This is a genomic window from Roseateles sp., from assembly GCF_965229315.1.
Lineage (GTDB): Bacteria > Pseudomonadota > Gammaproteobacteria > Burkholderiales > Burkholderiaceae_C > Pelomonas.
On the sequence record NZ_CBDDJA010000002.1, the window covers coordinates 2,401,719 to 2,417,098 of the forward strand.

General features: G+C 67.2%; 15 protein-coding genes. 8 read left to right on the forward strand and 7 right to left on the reverse strand.

Annotated features, from left to right (window positions below):
• Positions 1-36: 36 nt before the first annotated feature.
• On the reverse strand, positions 37-678 hold the full coding sequence (locus ACO07H_RS16005; protein WP_422015881.1) for a DNA-3-methyladenine glycosylase family protein: 642 nt from the start codon (positions 676-678) through the stop codon (positions 37-39).
• The gene (gene cysS / locus ACO07H_RS16010) at positions 678-2,057 is read right to left on the reverse strand and encodes a cysteine--tRNA ligase (RefSeq protein ID WP_422015883.1); all 1,380 of its coding nucleotides are present in this window, start codon (positions 2,055-2,057) and stop codon (positions 678-680) included. Before cysS ends, ACO07H_RS16005 begins: the two co-directional genes overlap by 1 nt.
• A gap of 119 nt (positions 2,058-2,176) precedes the next feature.
• Between cysS and ACO07H_RS16015 the strand changes: the two genes are divergently transcribed.
• The 5 genes from ACO07H_RS16015 to ACO07H_RS16035 are packed head-to-tail and all read left to right on the forward strand — an operon-like array spanning position 2,177 to position 5,302.
• Positions 2,177-2,692 carry a tetratricopeptide repeat protein gene (locus tag ACO07H_RS16015; protein WP_422015885.1) on the forward strand — a complete coding sequence of 172 codons (516 nt, stop codon included), beginning with the start codon at positions 2,177-2,179 and terminating at the stop codon, positions 2,690-2,692.
• A gap of 21 nt (positions 2,693-2,713) precedes the next feature.
• Positions 2,714-3,277 (forward strand): peptidylprolyl isomerase, encoded by a 564-nt coding sequence (locus ACO07H_RS16020; RefSeq protein WP_422015887.1) that lies wholly within the window; start codon positions 2,714-2,716, stop codon positions 3,275-3,277.
• The gene (locus tag ACO07H_RS16025; protein ID WP_422015889.1) at positions 3,274-3,777 is read left to right on the forward strand and encodes a peptidylprolyl isomerase; all 504 of its coding nucleotides are present in this window, start codon (positions 3,274-3,276) and stop codon (positions 3,775-3,777) included. The genes ACO07H_RS16020 and ACO07H_RS16025 overlap by 4 nt, the downstream gene beginning before the upstream one ends.
• Positions 3,774-4,520, forward strand: coding sequence for a UDP-2,3-diacylglucosamine diphosphatase (locus ACO07H_RS16030; protein WP_422015891.1), 747 nt, complete (start codon positions 3,774-3,776; stop codon positions 4,518-4,520). The genes ACO07H_RS16025 and ACO07H_RS16030 overlap by 4 nt, the downstream gene beginning before the upstream one ends.
• Positions 4,520-5,302 carry a zinc-dependent peptidase gene (locus ACO07H_RS16035; RefSeq protein WP_422018648.1) on the forward strand — a complete coding sequence of 261 codons (783 nt, stop codon included), beginning with the start codon at positions 4,520-4,522 and terminating at the stop codon, positions 5,300-5,302. The genes ACO07H_RS16030 and ACO07H_RS16035 overlap by 1 nt, the downstream gene beginning before the upstream one ends.
• Positions 5,303-5,370: 68 nt before the next feature.
• Here ACO07H_RS16035 and clpA read toward each other — a convergent pair whose 3' ends face one another.
• Both clpA and clpS read right to left on the reverse strand, forming a co-directional pair.
• Entirely contained in the window at positions 5,371-7,698 is a 2,328-nt protein-coding gene (gene clpA, locus ACO07H_RS16040) for an ATP-dependent Clp protease ATP-binding subunit ClpA (RefSeq protein ID WP_422015893.1), read from the reverse strand.
• Complete coding sequence (gene clpS / locus ACO07H_RS16045) at positions 7,695-8,075, reverse strand: ATP-dependent Clp protease adapter ClpS (protein WP_422015895.1); 381 nt, start codon at positions 8,073-8,075, stop codon at positions 7,695-7,697. The genes clpA and clpS overlap by 4 nt, the downstream gene beginning before the upstream one ends.
• A gap of 181 nt (positions 8,076-8,256) precedes the next feature.
• Here clpS and ACO07H_RS16050 point away from each other — a divergent pair, with 181 nt between their 5' ends.
• Both ACO07H_RS16050 and ACO07H_RS16055 read left to right on the forward strand, forming a co-directional pair.
• The gene (locus tag ACO07H_RS16050; RefSeq protein ID WP_422015897.1) at positions 8,257-8,499 is read left to right on the forward strand and encodes a cold shock domain-containing protein; all 243 of its coding nucleotides are present in this window, start codon (positions 8,257-8,259) and stop codon (positions 8,497-8,499) included.
• 210 nt (positions 8,500-8,709) lie between these two features.
• Complete coding sequence (locus tag ACO07H_RS16055; protein WP_422015899.1) at positions 8,710-10,944, forward strand: NADP-dependent isocitrate dehydrogenase; 2,235 nt, start codon at positions 8,710-8,712, stop codon at positions 10,942-10,944.
• A gap of 119 nt (positions 10,945-11,063) precedes the next feature.
• Here ACO07H_RS16055 and icd read toward each other — a convergent pair whose 3' ends face one another.
• From icd to hemN, 3 genes are all read right to left on the reverse strand, one after another.
• A complete protein-coding gene (gene icd / locus ACO07H_RS16060) occupies positions 11,064-12,317 on the reverse strand; it encodes an NADP-dependent isocitrate dehydrogenase (protein WP_422015901.1) in 1,254 nt (417 codons plus the stop codon).
• Between the two features lie 61 nt (positions 12,318-12,378).
• Positions 12,379-13,008: a sulfite exporter TauE/SafE family protein gene (locus ACO07H_RS16065; RefSeq protein WP_422015903.1), complete on the reverse strand. Its 630-nt coding sequence runs from the start codon at positions 13,006-13,008 to the stop codon at positions 12,379-12,381.
• Positions 13,009-13,039: 31 nt separating this feature from the next.
• Entirely contained in the window at positions 13,040-14,434 is a 1,395-nt protein-coding gene (gene hemN, locus ACO07H_RS16070; RefSeq protein ID WP_422015905.1) for an oxygen-independent coproporphyrinogen III oxidase, read from the reverse strand.
• A 157-nt stretch (positions 14,435-14,591) separates the two neighbouring features.
• Here hemN and fnr point away from each other — a divergent pair, with 157 nt between their 5' ends.
• Entirely contained in the window at positions 14,592-15,326 is a 735-nt protein-coding gene (fnr, locus tag ACO07H_RS16075; protein ID WP_422015907.1) for a fumarate/nitrate reduction transcriptional regulator Fnr, read from the forward strand.
• Positions 15,327-15,380: the final 54 nt, after the last annotated feature.

The following is a 15,380-nucleotide window of genomic DNA, read 5'->3' on the forward strand; positions in this document are numbered from 1 at the left end:
CCCTTGAGGGGGCCGGCGCAGCCGGTAGGGGGTGGGCTAGTAATCCACGGGTAGCGGATCGAGGCTGCGCCAAATGTACCAAACCGCCACCGATCGGTACGGCGCCCAGGCGTCGCCGACTTCGCGCGCCTCGGCGCGGGAAACGGGCTCGCCGGAGAAATAGTTCAGGCTGATGCCCTTGAGCAGGCCGATGTCGTCCAGCGGCATCACGTTGGGGCGCATCAGGTGAAAAATCAAGAACATCTCGGCCGTCCAGCGGCCGATGCCACGGATGGCCACGAGTTCTTCGATGATGGCTTCGTCGTCCATCTGCGCCCATTGGCGCACATGCACTTGGCCGTCGTCGAAGTGCTTGGCCAGGTCGCGCAGGTATTCGACCTTGCGCGCCGACAGGCCGGCGGCCCGCTGGGCCTCCACGCCCAGCGCCAGCACCGCGGCGGGCTGGAACTTCGGCGCCAGTTCGATCCAGCGCTGCCAGACCGACTGGGCCGCCTTCACCGAAATCTGCTGCCCGACGATGGAGCGCGCCAGCGTGGCGAAGGCGTCGCCACGCGTCTGCAACCGGGCCTCGCCAAACTGCGGGATGAGCTTCTTCATGACCCGGTCGCGCTTGACCAGATGCCTGCAGGCCTCGTCCCAATAGTCGGGCGTGACCTCGACGGGGGGCTTCAACGCCATCAGCTCTTCACCCAGGTCGTGCCACCGGCACCGTCCTTCAGCGTGATGCCCCTGTCCGTCAGCTCCGCACGGATCGCGTCGGCACCGGCGAAATCCTTCGCCGCCTTGGCTGCGGCGCGGGCCGCGATGCGTTCCTCGATCCACGTCGCGTCGCCATCCGAGCCGCCCTGCAGATAGGCACGCGGTTCCTGCTGCAGCACCCCCAGCACGCCGGCCAGCGCCTTCAACAGGCCGGCGCGCTGCGGCGAGCGGTCGCGGTTGACCTCGTTGACGAGGTCGAACAGCACGGCGATGGCACCGGGCGTGCCGAAGTCTTCGTCCATGGCCGTCTTGAAGGCGGCGGCTGCGGGTTCGGTCCAGTCGATGGCGACGTCGGCGGGCGGCACGGTGTCCAGCGCCGTGTACAGGCGCGTCAGCGCCGTGCGCGCGTCTTCCAGGTGCGCGTCGCTGAAGTTGAACGGGCGGCGGTAGTGCGTGCGCAGCATGAAGAAGCGCAGCGTCTCGCCGTCGAACTTCTGCAGCACGTCGCGGATGGTGAAGAAGTTGCCCAGGCTCTTGGACATCTTCTCCCCGTCGACGTTCAGGAAGCCGTTGTGCAACCAGTACTTGGCGAAGTCGTAGCCGGCACCCTCGCTCTGGGCGATCTCGTTCTCGTGGTGCGGGAACTGCAGGTCGGCGCCGCCGCCATGGATGTCGAAGCTCTCGCCCAGCAGCGCGCAGCTCATGGCCGAGCACTCGATATGCCAGCCCGGGCGGCCTTCGCTGTAGCCAGCCGGGCCGCCGGCCCACTTGGCGTCCGCGGGTTCCTCGGCCTTGGCGGCCTTCCACAGCACGAAGTCCAGCGGATCGAGCTTGCCGTCGTCCACGGCCACGCGCTCGCCGGCGCGCAGGTCGTCCAGGCTCTTGCCGCTGAGCTTGCCGTAGCCGTCGAACTTGCGCACGGCGTAGTTCACATCGCCGCCCTCGGCGCGATAGGCGAGACCGCGTTCTTCCAGGCGCTCGATCAGCGACAGCATCTGCGGCACGTAGTCGGTCGCGCGCGGCTCATGGTCGGGGCTGAGCAGGCCGACGGCGGCGAAGTCCTCGTGCATCGCCGCGCTCATCTCGTCGGTGAGCTGGCGGATCGTGATGCCGCGCTCGACGGCGCGCTTGATGATCTTGTCGTCGATGTCAGTGATGTTGCGCACGTAGGTGACGTCCAGGCCGCTGGCGCGCAGCCAGCGGTAGATGACGTCGAACGCCATGTTCATGCGCAAGTGCCCCATGTGGCACAAGTCGTAGACCGTGATGCCGCAGACGTACATGCGGACCTGGCCGGGCACGAGCGGTTGGAAGTCTTCGAGATGGCGACTGAGGGAGTTGTAGACGCGCAAGGACATGGAAACAAACGGGCGACAGCCACCAACGAGAAGCCCCGCACCGGGTCCGCCCAGGCGGGGCTCATAGAATGAAATCAGTATAGCGGTCGACCCTCGCGCCGCTCCCCGACACAACCCTCATGCGCTTTTGCCTCCCCACCCTCTTGCTGCTCGCCGCGCTGGCCTGGGCGCCGGCCCGCGCCGATGATCTCGCCAATGCCCAGCGCCTGTGGCTCGCCGGCCAGAAGACGCAGGCCGTCGACCAGATCGAGCAGGCGCTGACCCGCACACCGGACGACCTGCAGCTGCGCTTCGCCCTCGGCGTCATGCGCATGGAACTGGGCGAGCGCGCCAAGGCGCTGGACCTGTTCACGCGCCTGACGCAGGACTTCCCCGACCTGGCCGACCCCTACAACAACCTGGCCGTGCTGCATGCCGCCGCGGGCGAACTGGACGAAGCCCGGGTCGCGCTCGACCAGGCGCTGCGCCTGCAACCCGAACATGCCCAGGCGCAGGAAAACCTGGGCGACGTGCTGCTGCGCCTGGCGCTGCGCGCCTACCAGCGCGCGCAGAAGGCGTCGCTGGCCCCCAGCGACGCGCTGGCCGGCAAGATCAACCGCACGCTGGCGCTAACGCGCGAACTGCGGATGCCTTAATCAGAGACCGACCACAGCCCCATGAAGAAGACCCTCCCCCTCCTGCTCGCCGGCCTGCTGGCCCTGGGCTCGGCCGCCGCACAGACCGTGAAGCTGCAGACGACCGAAGGCACCATCCGCATCGAGCTGAATGCCGAGAAGGCGCCCAAGTCAGTCGCCAACTTCGTGCAGTACGTGAAGGCCGGCCACTACAACGGCACCATCTTCCACCGTGTCATCGACGGCTTCATGATCCAGGGCGGCGGCTTCGACGCCAAGCTGACGCAGCGTCCGACCAAGCCGCCCATCCCGCTGGAATCGCACAACGGCCTGTCCAACGCGCGCGGCAGCATCGCCATGGCGCGCACCGGCGATCCCAACTCGGCCACCTCGCAGTTCTTCATCAACGTGGCCGACAACGTCCGCCTGGACGGTGACCCGGAGAATCCGGCCACCGGCTACGCCGTCTTCGGCCAGGTCATCGAGGGCATGGACGTCGTCGACAAGATCCGTGCCGCCGAAGTCGCCCCCCAGGGCATGCACCAGCACATGCCGACCAAGCCCATCCTCATCACCAAGGCTCTGATCGAGCCCACCAAGAAATGACCCATCACGTCAAGCTGCACACCAACCACGGCGAAATCCTCATCGAGCTGGACGCCGAGAAGGCCCCGCTGTCCGTCGCCAACTTCCTGAACTACGTCCGCAGCGGCCACTACAACGGCACGGTGTTCCACCGCGTCATCAAGGGCTTCATGATCCAGGGCGGCGGCTTCGAAGCCGGCATGAAGCAAAAGCCGACCGAGGCCCCCATCCAGAACGAGGCCAACAACGGGCTGAAGAACGCCCACTACACGCTGGCCATGGCGCGCACCAACGCGCCGCACTCGGCCACGGCGCAGTTCTTCATCAACACGACGAACAACGGCTTCCTGGACTTCAAGTCCGAGTCGCCGTCGGGTTGGGGCTACGCCGTGTTCGGCAAGGTCGTCGAGGGCCAGGACGTCGTCGACAAGATCGAGAAGTCCAAGACCGCCACGCGCGCCGGCCACGGCGATGTGCCGGCGGAGGACGTCGTCATCGAGCGCGCCGAAGAAATCGCTTGATTCCCACGCTCACGGCCCCGGCGCACTGGCAGCAGGTGGACCTGCTGTCAGACCTGCACCTGGGGCCTGACACGCCGGGCACCCTGGCCCGGCTCGAACGTCATCTCGCCGAGACGCCCGCACAGGCGGTGCTGCTGCTCGGCGACATCTTCGAGGTCTGGGTCGGCGACGATGCCCGCGGCCAGCCCTTCGAGGCGGGCGTCGTGCGCCTGCTGCGCCAGGCCAGCGCGCGGCTGGATCTGTTCTTCATGCACGGCAACCGCGACTTCCTCGTGGGGGCCGACATGCTCGCCGCCAGCAGCATGACCGCCCTGCCCGACCCCACCGTCCTCGCGGCCTTCGGGCAGCGCTGGCTGCTGGTGCATGGCGATGCGCAATGCCTGGACGACACGGCCTACCAGGCCTTGCGCCGGCAGGTGCGCTCGCCCGACTGGCAGGCGCAGGTGCTGGCCCAGCCGCTGGCCGCGCGGCAGGCCCTGGGCCGCCAGATGCGCGACGGCAGCCGCGCCGCGCAGGCGGCGCAGCTGATAGCGACCGACCTCGATGCCCAGGCCTGCCGCGCGCTACTGCGCGAGGCCGGCGCGACGACGATGATCCACGGCCACACGCACCGCCCTGGCCGGCACGAGTTGGGCGACGGATTCGAGCGCGTCGTGCTGTCCGATTGGGACTTCGATGCCACACCGGTGCGTGGCGACGTGATCCGTCTGTCCGCCGCAGGCCTGGAGCGCCTCCCGCTGTGATCCTGAAAGCCCTGACCCGGTGGCGCGAGCAGCGCGCCGTCGAGCGACACGCCATTCCCGATGCGCTGTGGCAGCTGACGCTGCTGCGCTACCCCTTCCTGGCCCGCCGCAGCGCCGCGGACCTGGCCGAACTGCGCCGCCTGTGCAGCCTGTTCCTGGCGAGCAAGGAATTCCACGGCGTCAACGGCTTCGAGGTGACGGACGAGGTGGCGATCGCCGTCGCGGCGCAGGCCTGCCTGCCGGTGCTGCGACTGGGCCTGTCCTGGTACGACGGCTTCGTGGGCGTCGTCATGCACGCGGGCGAGGTCGTCGCGCAGCGGCGTGTCGAAGACGAGGACGGCATCGTTCACGAGTACGACGAGGAGCTGGCCGGCGAAGCGATGGAAGGCGGGCCGCTGATGCTGGCCTGGAACGCGGTGGCCGTCAGCGATGACCCGGCCCAGTTCGGCGCGGATGCGGTCTTCAACGTCGTCATCCACGAGTTCGCCCACGTCATCGACATGCGCGACGGCCTGGCCGACGGGGTGCCGCCGCTGGACGGCGGCAGCGCGGCGCGTGAACGCTGGATCGAGGTCATCGACGCCGAGTGGGAGCGGTTCTGCGAGCGCATCGACGCCGGCGAGGAGACGCTGATCGACCCCTACGGCGGCGAGGCCGTCGAGGAGTTCTTTGCAGTCGCCGTGGAGGCCTTCTTCGTGGCGCCGACGGCCATGCGCGCCGAAGAGCCGGCGATGTACGAGCTGCTGGCGGGCTTCTTCAAGCAAGACCCCCACGCGCACTGAACGGCTGAAGGCCCGAACAACAAAAAAGGGACGCCGCGGCGTCCCTTGATTTTTGGCGTGCGGCGGACTCAAGCCGTCGCGGGCTCCGCCTTGGGCTTGTTGTCCTTGGCCGGCTTGGGCGGCGTGGGCTGGATGTCCAGCACCGTCTCGCCCTTGTCGTCCACGTCCACGCTCAGGCGGCCACCGTCCACCAGTTTGCCGAAGAGCAATTCGTCAGCCAGCGCGCGGCGGATGGTGTCCTGGATCAGGCGCTGCATCGGCCGTGCGCCCATCAGCGGATCGAACCCCTTCTTGGCAAGCTGCTTGCGCAGCGCGTCGGAGAAGCTGACCTCGACCTTCTTCTCCTGCAGCTGGCTTTCAAGCTGCAGCAGGAACTTGTCGACCACGCGCAGGATGATTTCCTCGTCCAGCGCGCGGAAGGACACGATGGCGTCCAGCCGGTTGCGGAACTCGGGCGTGAACAGCCGCTTGATGTCGGCCATCTCGTCGCCCTGCTGGCGCGAGTTGGTGAAGCCGATGGTCGCCTTGTTCAAGGCCTCGGCGCCCGCGTTCGTCGTCATGACGATGATGACGTTGCGGAAGTCGGCCTTGCGCCCGTTGTTGTCGGTCAGCGTGCCGTGGTCCATGACCTGCAGCAGCACGTTGAAGACGTCCGGATGCGCCTTCTCGATCTCATCCAGCAGCAGCACCGAATGCGGCTTCTTCGTGACCGCCTCGGTCAGCAGGCCACCCTGATCGAAGCCGACATAGCCCGGAGGCGCACCGATGAGGCGGCTGACGGCGTGGCGCTCCATGTACTCGGACATGTCGAAGCGGATCAGCTCGATGCCCAGGATGTAGGCGAGTTGCTTGGCCACTTCCGTCTTGCCCACGCCGGTCGGGCCGCTGAACAGGAACGAACCCACGGGCTTGTCCGGCCGGCCCAGGCCGGAGCGCGCCATCTTGATGGCGGCGGCCAGCGCATCGACGGCCGGATCCTGGCCGAAGACGACGCTCTTCAGGTCGCGGTCCAGCGTCTTGAGCTTGCTGCGGTCATCGCTGTTGACTGACGCGGGCGGGATGCGCGCGATCTTGGCGACGATGTCTTCCACCTCGGCGCGCGTGATGGTCTTCTTCTGCTTGCTCTTGGGCAGGATGCGCTGAGCTGCACCGGCCTCGTCGATCACGTCGATGGCCTTGTCCGGCAGGTGGCGGTCGTTGATGTACTTGGCCGACAGCTCGGCCGCCGCCTGCAGCGCGCCCAGCGCGTACTTGACGGAATGGTGCTCCTCGAAGCGGCTCTTCAGCCCCTTCAGGATCTCGATGGTCTGCTCGACCGAGGGCTCGGGCACGTCGATCTTCTGGAAGCGGCGCGACAGCGCAGCGTCCTTCTCGAAGATGCCGCGGTACTCGGTGAAGGTCGTCGCGCCGATGCACTTCATCTGGCCGGATGACAACGCCGGCTTGAGCAGGTTGCTCGCATCCAGCGTGCCACCCGACGCCGCACCGGCGCCGATCAACGTGTGGATCTCGTCGATGAACAGCACAGCGTTCGGCTGGTCCTTGAGTGCCTTCAACACACCCTTCAGGCGCTGCTCGAAGTCGCCGCGGTACTTGGTGCCGGCCAGCAGTGCGCCCATGTCCAGCGAGTAGACGACGCTGTCTGCCAGCACCTCGGGCACCTCACCCTGGGTGATGCGCCAGGCCAGGCCTTCGGCGATGGCCGTCTTGCCCACGCCGGCCTCACCCACCAGAAGCGGGTTGTTCTTGCGGCGGCGGCACAGCACCTGCACGACGCGCTCGACCTCGGCCTCGCGGCCGATCAGCGGGTCGATCTTGCCGTCCTTGGCCTGCTGGTTCAGGTTCTGCGTGAACTGCTCCAGCGGCGACGCCTTGGCATTGCCGCCCTCGCCTTCCTCGCGCTCGCCTTCCTGGCCGGCCTGATTCTGACCGTCTGGTGCCTTGGGCGGCTCCGGATCAGTCTTCTTGATGCCATGGGCGATGAAGTTGACGACGTCCAGGCGCGTCACGCCCTGCTGGTGCAGGTAATAGACCGCGTGCGAGTCCTTCTCGCCGAAGATGGCGACGAGCACGTTGGCGCCGGTCACTTCCTTCTTGCCGCTGCCGGTGCTCTGCACATGCATGATGGCGCGCTGAATGACGCGCTGGAAGCCCAGCGTGGGCTGCGTGTCCACCTCGTCGCTGCCGCCCACCATGGGCGTGTTTTCCTTGATGAACTGCGTCAGGCTCTTGCGCAGGTCGTCCAGGTTGGCCGCGCAGGCGCGCAGCACCTCCGCGGCGCTGGGGTTGTCCAGCAGCGCGAGCAGCAGGTGCTCGACGGTGATGAATTCGTGCCGCTGCTGGCGCGCCTCGACGAACGCCATGTGCAAACTGACTTCAAGCTCTTGCGCAATCATGCGGCCTCCATAATGCACTGCAGGGGGTGGCCGGCGCGCCGGGAGGCGGCCGACACCAACTCCACCTTGGTGGCCGCAACGTCCTTGGTGAACACACCGCAGACCCCGCGCCCCTCGTGGTGGATTTTGAGCATGATCTGCGTCGCAGTATCCAGGTCATGCCGGAAAAATTCCTGCAGAACCATGACAACAAACTCCATCGGCGTGAAATCGTCGTTCAGCAGCAGGACTTGATAGAGCCGCGGGGGCTCGGTCTTCTGCGTCTGGCGCTCGACGACGACCGCGCCTTCGCCTTCGTCTCGCCCGGGCCTGACGGGAGGCACGGGTGGTGGCGGAGTCGACTGGTTTTGCGGTGGAAGGACGGACAACACAGGCATGCTGGGGATTCTATCGACGGGGGTATCTCCCCTGCCGACCGCAGGCAGTTGGCGACGCCCGACGAAATTGCAAGCATCCCCGGGTCAACCCGGCCGGGAAGGTCCCGAATTGACGCCTTGCGGCGCCTCTCCAGAATCGGAGCCCGCCTCTACGGGAGGTGCAAAAAAGATGGAGACAAACATGTTGCTCGGCAAAGTCAAGTGGTTCAACGATGCCAAGGGCTTTGGCTTCATCGAGCCGGAAACCGGCGGCGATGACGTCTTCGCCCACTTCTCGGCGATCCAGATGGAAGGGTTCCGGACGCTGAAACAGGGTTGCCAGGTGCAGTTCGACTTGGTGCAAGGGCCCAAGGGCCAACTGGCCCAGAACATCACGCCGACGGAAGCCACAGCGATTGCCGCTGAGCAGCAGTTGGCATCCTGAGCCGGGTTCGCGGACACAAGCCCCGTGGCGTGAAGCTGCGGGGCTTTTTGCATTGCAGGCCGCCTGCCGGTACTGGTATGGCCGGATATCGCAAGCCATTGATTGGCGCACCTCGCAACCAACCAGGCCGACTTGCTAGAGTTCATGCCCTGCGCAGGCCACCTGGCACGCCGCGCACCGCACGGATTTCCTATTTACCGGACCACGTTCATGACCGCCGAAAAGACCCAGATCGTTTACACCCTGACCGATGAAGCGCCCCGCCTGGCCACTGCCTCGCTGCTGCCGGTCGTCAAGGCCTTTGCGGCGTCGGCGGGCATCGATGTCGTCAGCAGCGACATCTCGGTGGCCGGCCGCGTCCTGGGCCAGTTCCCCGAACTGCTGACCGAGGCGCAGCGCGCGCCCGACAACCTCGCGGCGCTGGGCAAGCTCACGCTCAGGCCCGAGGCCAACATCATCAAGCTGCCCAACATCAGCGCCTCGGTGTCGCAGCTCAAGGCCGCCATCAAGGAACTGCAGGACAAGGGCTACGCGATCCCCGACTACCCCGAAGCGCCCAAGACCGACGAAGAGAAGGACATCCGCGCCCGCTACAACAAGTGCATCGGCTCGGCCGTGAACCCGGTGCTGCGCGAAGGCAACTCCGACCGCCGCGCACCCAAGGCGGTGAAGGAATACGCCCGCAAGAACCCGCACCGCATGGACGAGTGGAGCCAAGCATCGCGCTCGCACGTCTCGCACATGCACGACGGCGACTTCTATCACGGTGAGAAGTCCATGACGCTGGATCGCGCCCGCGACGTGAAGATGGAGCTCATCACCCGCAGCGGCAAGACCATCGTGCTCAAGCCCAAGGTTGCGCTGATGGACCGCGAAGTCGTCGACTCGATGTTCATGAGCAAGAAGGCGCTGCTGGCCTTCTACGAAAAGGAAATCGAGGACGCGCGCAAGACCGGCGTGATGTTCTCGCTGCACGTGAAGGCCACCATGATGAAGGTGTCCCATCCCATCGTGTTCGGCCATTGCGTGCGCATCTTCTACCGCGATGCATTCGAGAAGCACGGCAAGCTGTTCGACGAACTGGGCATCAACGTCAACAACGGCATGGTGGACCTGTACACCAAGATCGCCACGCTGCCGAGTGCCAAGCAGGACGAGATCAAGCGCGACCTGCATGCCTGCCACGAGCACCGTCCCGAGCTGGCGATGGTGGACTCGGCCAAGGGCATCACCAACTTCCACTCGCCCAACGACGTCATCGTCGACGCGTCCATGCCGGCGATGATCCGCAGCGGCGGCAAGATGTACGGTGCCGACGGCCGCCTGAAGGATGTCAAGGCCGTGATGCCGGAATCGACCTTCGCCCGCATCTACCAGGAGATCATCAACTTCTGCAAATGGCATGGCGCGTTCGACCCGAAGACCATGGGCACCGTGCCCAACGTCGGCCTGATGGCCCAGCAGGCCGAGGAATACGGCTCGCACGACAAGACGTTCGAGATCCCCGAAGACGGCGTCGCCAACATCACCGACCTCGCCACCGGCGAGGTGCTGATGAGCCAGGACGTCGAGCAGGGCGACATCTGGCGCATGTGCCAGTGCAAGGACGCCGCCATCCGCGACTGGGTGAAGCTGGCCGTCACGCGCGCCCGCAACTCCGGCATGCCGGTGGTGTTCTGGCTGGACCAGTACCGCCCGCACGAGGCGCAGCTGATCACCAAGGTCAAGATGTACCTGCACGAGCACAACACGGCCGGTCTGGACATCCAGATCATGAGCCAGGTGCGAGCCATGCGTTACACGCTGGAGCGCGTCATCCGCGGCCTGGACACCATCAGCGCCACCGGCAACATCCTGCGCGACTACCTGACCGACCTGTTCCCCATCATGGAACTGGGCACCTCGGCCAAGATGCTGTCCATCGTGCCGCTGATGGCCGGCGGCGGCATGTACGAGACGGGTGCCGGCGGCTCGGCCCCCAAGCACGTGCAGCAGCTGGTGGAAGAGAACCACCTGCGCTGGGACTCGCTGGGCGAATTCCTGGCGCTGGCCGTGAGCCTGGAGGACGTGGGCCTGAAGACCAAGAACGCCAAGGCCACGGTGCTGGCCAAGGCGCTGGATGCGGCCACCGGCAAGCTGCTGGACAACGGCAAGGGCCCCAGCCCCAAGACCGGCGAGATCGACAACCGCGGCAGCCACTTCTACCTGACGCTGTACTGGGCGCAGGAACTGGCCGCGCAGACCGAAGACGCCGAGCTGGCGGCGCGCTTCAAGCCGCTGGCCGAGACGCTGACGGCCAACGAGGCCAAGATCGCGGCCGAGCTGAAGGAGGTCCAGGGCAAGCCGGCGGATATCGGCGGCTACTTCCTGCCGGACGAGGCCAAGCTGGACAAGGTCATGCGCCCCAGCGCAACGTTCAACGCGGCACTGGCTTCGCTGCGCTGATCGGGGATCGCCAATGAAGCGGGGCGCCATTGGCGCCCCGCTTTGTTTCTATCGCCGGGTCTAGACGCAGCGGCGCGCGCTGGCCTGACGCTCCATGACTCGGGCCTGGCCGCGCCGGCTCACATGTGGTCGATCATCACCTGCCCGAACCCGGAGCACGACACCTGCGTCGCCCCGTCCATCAGCCGCGCGAAGTCGTAGGTCACCTTCTTGCTCAGGATGGCCCCCTTCATGCTGGAGATGATGAGGTCGGCCGCCGCCGTCCAGCCCATGTGGCGCAGCATCATCTCGGCCGACAGGATCTCGGAGCCGGGGTTGACGTAGTCCTTGCCCGCGTACTTGGGCGCCGTGCCGTGCGTGGCCTCGAACATCGCGATGGAGTCGCTCATGTTGGCACCCGGCGCGATGCCGATGCCGCCCACCTGCGCGGCCAGCGCGTCGGAGATGTAGTCGCCGTTGAGGTTCAGCGTCGCGATGACGCTGTACTCGGCCGGGCGCAGGATGATCTGCTGCAGGAAGGCATCGGCAATGCTGTCCTTGATGGTGATGTCCCTGCCCGTCTTCGGGTTCTTGAGCTTGCACCACGGGCCGCCGTCGATGGGCTGGGCGCCGAATTCCTTCTGCGCCAGCGCGTAGGCCCAGTCACGGAACGCTCCTTCCGTGTACTTCATGATGTTGCCCTTGTGCACGATGGTGACGCTGGGCTTGTTGTTGTCGATGGCGTACTGGATGGCCTTGCGCACCAGGCGCTCCGTGCCCTCGCGGCTGACCGGCTTGATGCCGATGCCCGAGGTGTCCGGGAAGCGGATCTTCCTGACGCCCATCTCCTCCTGCAGGAACTTGATGAGCTTCCTCGCCTGGTCGCTCTCGGCCTCGTACTCGATGCCGGCATAGATGTCCTCCGAGTTCTCGCGGAAGATGACCATGCCAACCTTGTGCGGCTCCTTGACGGGGCTGGGCACGCCGTCGAAATACTGCACCGGACGCAGGCAGACGTAGAGGTCCAGCTCCTGCCTCAGCCTGACGTTCAGCGAGCGCATGCCGCCGCCGACCGGCGTGGTCAGCGGACCCTTGATGGAGACGAGGTACTCGCGCACCGCCTGCAGCGTCTCCTCCGGCAGCCACACGTCGGGGCCGTAGAGGCGGGTGGCCTTCTCGCCGCCGTACACCTCCATCCAGTGGATCTTCTTCACGCCGCCATAGGCCTTGGCCACGGCCGCGTCCACCACCTTCAGCATCACCGGCGTGATGTCCAGGCCGGTGCCGTTACCCTCGATGTACGGAATGATCGGCTGGTCGGGCACGTTCAGCGAGAAGTCGGCATTGACCGTGATCTTCTGGCCGCCTTCGGGCACTTGGATGTGTTGGTACATGGCTGGGAGCAGGCTTTCGCATGGGGCGAGAGAAACGAAACCCCGCGAGTTTATGGCCGCGTCAGCAGGCCAGCGCCACGCGCTCCCACACCCCGTGCGCCAGCGCCCAGCCCGAGGCGGCGGCGAGGCCGAGCCCGGCCAGGCGCAGCGCCGGCGACGCATCGCCGACGCGGCGCGGCAGCCGTGCGACCCAGGCCGGCGCAACGGCCAGCCCCAGCGTGCTCGTGACGGCGAAGGCAGCCATCGCGAGGCCGCCGCCCAGCGCCGAGTTGGACAGCGCCGACAGCAGCAGCGCCGCATGCAGCAGGCCGCACGGCATCGCGACCCAGGCCAGGCCGGTCATGAAGCCGCGCCCCGGCGCGGGGCGCCAGCGCACATGGGCCAGCCACACGGGCACCCGGCCGCGCACGAGCAGGCTGAGGCCGAGCACGAGCAACGCCGCCTGCAGCAGCGCCCACAGCGGCTGCAGCACGGCAGCCCCTTGCGACATGCGCGCCAGCAGTTGCGCCGACCCGGCCGCCGCCACGCCCGCCGCGCCGTAGCCCACCAGCCGGCCGGCCAGCAGGCGCATCTGCTCGCGCCGGCCGCGCGCGGCGAGCGCGCAAGGCGTGCTGCACATCAGCGCGCAGTGCGGCGCCGCAGCCAGGCCCATCAGCGCGGCAGACCCGATGAGCGCGGCGTCGAGGCTCATCGCAGGCTGCCGGGTTCGTTCACGGGCACCTCTAGATGATCTTGGAGAAGCGCTCGCGGCTCGCGTCGGCCTGCAGGTAGCGGTCGAACACCATCGCCACGGCCCGCACGAAGTACCAGCCCAGCGGCGTGACCTGGATCGCGCCGGGCTCCATCGTGACCAGGCCCTGGACGGCGAGCTGGGCCAGCCGCTCGAACTCCGGTGCGAAGTAGCCGGGCACGTCGACCAGGTAGGACGCTGCGATGGACTCGAACTCCACGCGGCCCTGGCACATCAGCGCCATGATGACGGCGCGGCGCAGCAGGTCGTCGCGCGTCAGCGCCAGGCCGCGCTGCACGGGCAGCTGGCGCTGGTTCAGCGCGTCCTCGTACTCGGCCAGCGTCTTGGCGTTCTGCGCGTGCGTGGCACCCACGCGGCTGATGGCGGACACGCCCAGGCCGATCAGGTCGCAGTCCGGCTGCGTCGAGTAGCCCTGGAAGTTGCGGTGCAGCCGGCCCTGGCGCTTGGCCACAGCCAGCGCGTCGTCGGGCAGCGCGAAGTGGTCCATGCCGATGTAGGTGTAGCCCTCGCCCAGCAGCGCGCTGATCGCGCCCGACAGCATGGCGAGCTTGTCGCCCGCGGGCGGCAGCAACTCGGCCACGATGCGCCGCTGCGGCTTGAAGCGCTGCGGCAGGTGCGCGTAGGCGTACATGGCGATGCGGTCGGGCCGCAACTCGGCCACCTGGGCGATGGTGCGGGCGAAGCTCGCGGGCGTCTGCAGCGGCAGGCCGTAGATCAGGTCCACGCTGACGGACGCAAAGCCCAGCTCGCGCGCACTGCGCATCAGCGCGGCAACCGACTCGAAGGGCTGCACCCGGTGCACGGACTTCTGCACGGCGGGGTCGAAGTCCTGCACGCCGAACGACAGCCGGTTGAAGCCCAGCGCCTTCAGGTGCGCCAGGCGCCCGCCGTCCACCGTGCGCGGGTCCACCTCGATGGACAGCTCCGCCCCCGGCAGCAACCGGAAGTGCCGGCGCAGCGCGGCCATCAGCGCGTCCAGCTCGGCTTCGCACAGGAAGGTGGGCGAGCCGCCGCCCAGGTGCAGCTGCGACACCGGCGCGTGTCCACCCAGCGCCTGGGCCACCAGGTCCATCTCCACCGCCAGCGTCGCCAGATACGGCGCGGCGCGCTCGTGGTGCCGGGTGATGATCTTGTTGCAGGCGCAGTAGTAACAGAGCTGCTCGCAAAACGGGATGTGAACGTAGACCGACAGCGGCTGGCCGGCACCGCGCTGCGCCAGCGCCTGCAGATGCTGCAGCGCCTGGTGGGCTTCGACGAAGCGGTCGGCGGTCGGATAGGACGTGTAACGCGGGCCGGCCACGTCGTGGCGCCTCATGTTGGCGGCGAGCAGATCGGCTTCAAGGGGGCGCAGGGTCACCGTAGGCATGCCGCCACTGTGCCCAGGCGCGTGATGCCGCCCCTTGATCCAGGTCAAGCCTGTTGCGGGAGACGGCACGAAGAATGACAACCCTTGATGCAACCCCAACGGCCTTTCGATGCTGACGACTTCCTCGAGCGTGCGAAGCCTGCCGACAACGCCCGACATGGCCACCACCCACACCATCGCCCTCGAACCGCTGAAGGTGGCCTGCGCCAGCTGCAACCTGCGCGAACTCTGCCTGCCCGTGGGGCTGAACGCGGGTGAGCTGCAGCAGCTGGACGGCCTCGTGGACAAGCGCCGCGCCGTGGCGCGGGGCGAGCACCTGTTCCGCAACAGTGACCGCTTCGAGGCGCTGTACGCGGTGCGTACCGGCTTCTTCAAGACCTGCGTCAGCAGCGAGGACGGCCGCGATCAGGTGACGGGGTTCCAGATGGCCGGCGAGCTGCTCGGCCTGGACGGCATCAGCAGCGACCGCCACCACTGCGACGCGGTCGCGCTGGAGGACTCGTCCGTCTGCGTCATCCACTACAGCCAGTTGGAAGAGCTGTCGCGCGAGTTCACCGTGCTGCAGCACCAGTTCCACAAGATCATGAGCCGCGAGATCGTGCGCGACCACGGCGTCATGCTGCTGCTGGGCAACATGCGCGCGGAGGAACGGCTGGCCGCCTTCCTGCTGAACCTGACGCAGCGGCTGCAGGCGCGCGGCTTCTCGGCGTCCAGCCTCGTGCTGCGCATGACGCGTGAGGAGATCGGCAGCTACCTGGGCCTGAAGCTGGAGACGGTCAGCCGCACCTTCTCCAAGTTCCAGGACGACGGGCTGATGGAGGTCAAGCAGCGCCAGTTGCGCATCCTCGACCAGGCAGGCCTGCAGGCGCTGGTCAACAACAGCCGCTGCTGAGACCCGTCCGGCGGCGGGTGGCGCGGCAGGCTGGCGCCGCGCCCGGCCCGGGTC